Source organism: Hydrogenophaga sp. GW101-3F08, assembly GCF_059424585.1.
This window is the reverse complement of the sequence record NZ_JBWKZP010000024.1, coordinates 1-1,374: the sequence shown is the minus strand read 5'-3', so window position 1 is coordinate 1,374 and position 1,374 is coordinate 1. Positions and strand designations below refer to the sequence as shown.

General features: G+C 68.6%; 2 protein-coding genes. Both read right to left on the bottom strand.

Annotated elements, in window-relative coordinates; translation table 11 throughout:
- On the bottom strand, positions 1-843 hold an 843-nt coding region (locus AC07YZ_RS25435), incomplete at its 3' end, for a HAMP domain-containing protein (protein ID WP_494796785.1).
- A gap of 69 nt (positions 844-912) precedes the next feature.
- The coding region (locus AC07YZ_RS25430) for a methyl-accepting chemotaxis protein (protein WP_494796784.1) at positions 913-1,374 on the bottom strand (462 nt) is incomplete at its 5' end.

The window sequence follows — 1,374 nt, the reverse complement described above, 5'->3', positions numbered from 1 at the left end:
GGCAATCTCGGCCGAGGCCGTGTTGATGCTGTCCGTGGCGCTGCGCACCTGGCCCACGGTCTGTTGCAGCGAGGTCTTCATGGCCTCCAGGGCGTTGAGCAGGTCGCCGAGCTCGTCCTTGCGGTGGGACTGCACACGCTGCGTGAGGTCGCCCTGCGCCACGGCGGTGGCCATCGCCACCGCTTCCTTCAACGGCCCGGTGATCGAGCGGGTGATGCGCCAGGCCACCAGCACGGCCAGCAGCAGGGCCACCGTGGCCAGGGCCAGGATGGAGATCTCTTCCCGCACGACCGTGGCCGCCGCCGCGGCGCTGGCGGCCGTCACCAGTTCACGTTCGTGCTGCTGCAGCACGGACATGCTCGCGATGTACCGCTCGACCGCGGGCACCAATTCGGCGTCCAGCATGCGGTCCGCCTCGAAGCTGTCACCACCGAGCAAGGTGGTGAAAAAGGTTTCGCGGATGCCGATGTATTCCTTGCGCCGCTTCCCGATGTCGCCCAGCAGGGCCTTGCCCTGCTCGCTGGTGATCTGCGCTTCCAGCGTCTTCTGCAGTTCGTTGATGCGCGCGGTGGTCTGCGAGATCAGCGGTTTGAAATAGCTGTCCACGTCGGTGTGGTTGTTCGACTTCGCCAGCGCGATCACCCGGTTGGCGTTCAGGCGGGTGCTGGCGAGCCACTCATCGGTCACGGCCAGGCGGTGCTCCATCTCCATCAGCCGGGTGGTGGCCGCCGTGGACGCCTGCAGGCTGTACCAGGCCAGCCCCGCCACGCCCACGAGCAGCGCCACCACACTGCCGAAACCCCATGAAAGCCGGTGACCGATCTTGAGTTGATGGAATGACATGGCCGGTACCTGCGGACTCTGTGGGGCGGTGGGGGAAGCAATCGGCTCGTGGGGCGCGTTTGCCGGGATTCAGAAGCTCTCCCACTCCCCCGCGTCGTTGGCGGGCGCAACGGCCTTGGCGACGGGGGCAGCGGTCGTGGTGGCCAGGGGTGGGCGCCGGGGCGCCTCCAACTGGGTCTGGGGTTTTGGCGCGGGCGCGGTCTCGCGGAGAGCGGGCGCTGCGGCTTTGGGGCTGGGCGCGACCTTGGCGGGCGCGCTCCGCACCGGGGCGGGCGCGGCGGTGCCGGCGGCGTCGATGCGGAACACCTGCACCACCTGGGACAGGCGCGAAGCCTGGTCCTTCAGACTCTCGGCCGCGGCCGCACTCTGCTCAACCAAGGCGGCGTTCTGCTGCGTCATCTGGTCGAGCTGGTTCACCGCGGTGTTGACCTGCCCGATGCCGTCGCTTTGTTCACCCGCCGCCGCCGTGATCTCGCCGATGATGTCCGTCACCCGCTGCACGCTGGCGACGATCTCGCTCATGGTCTGCCC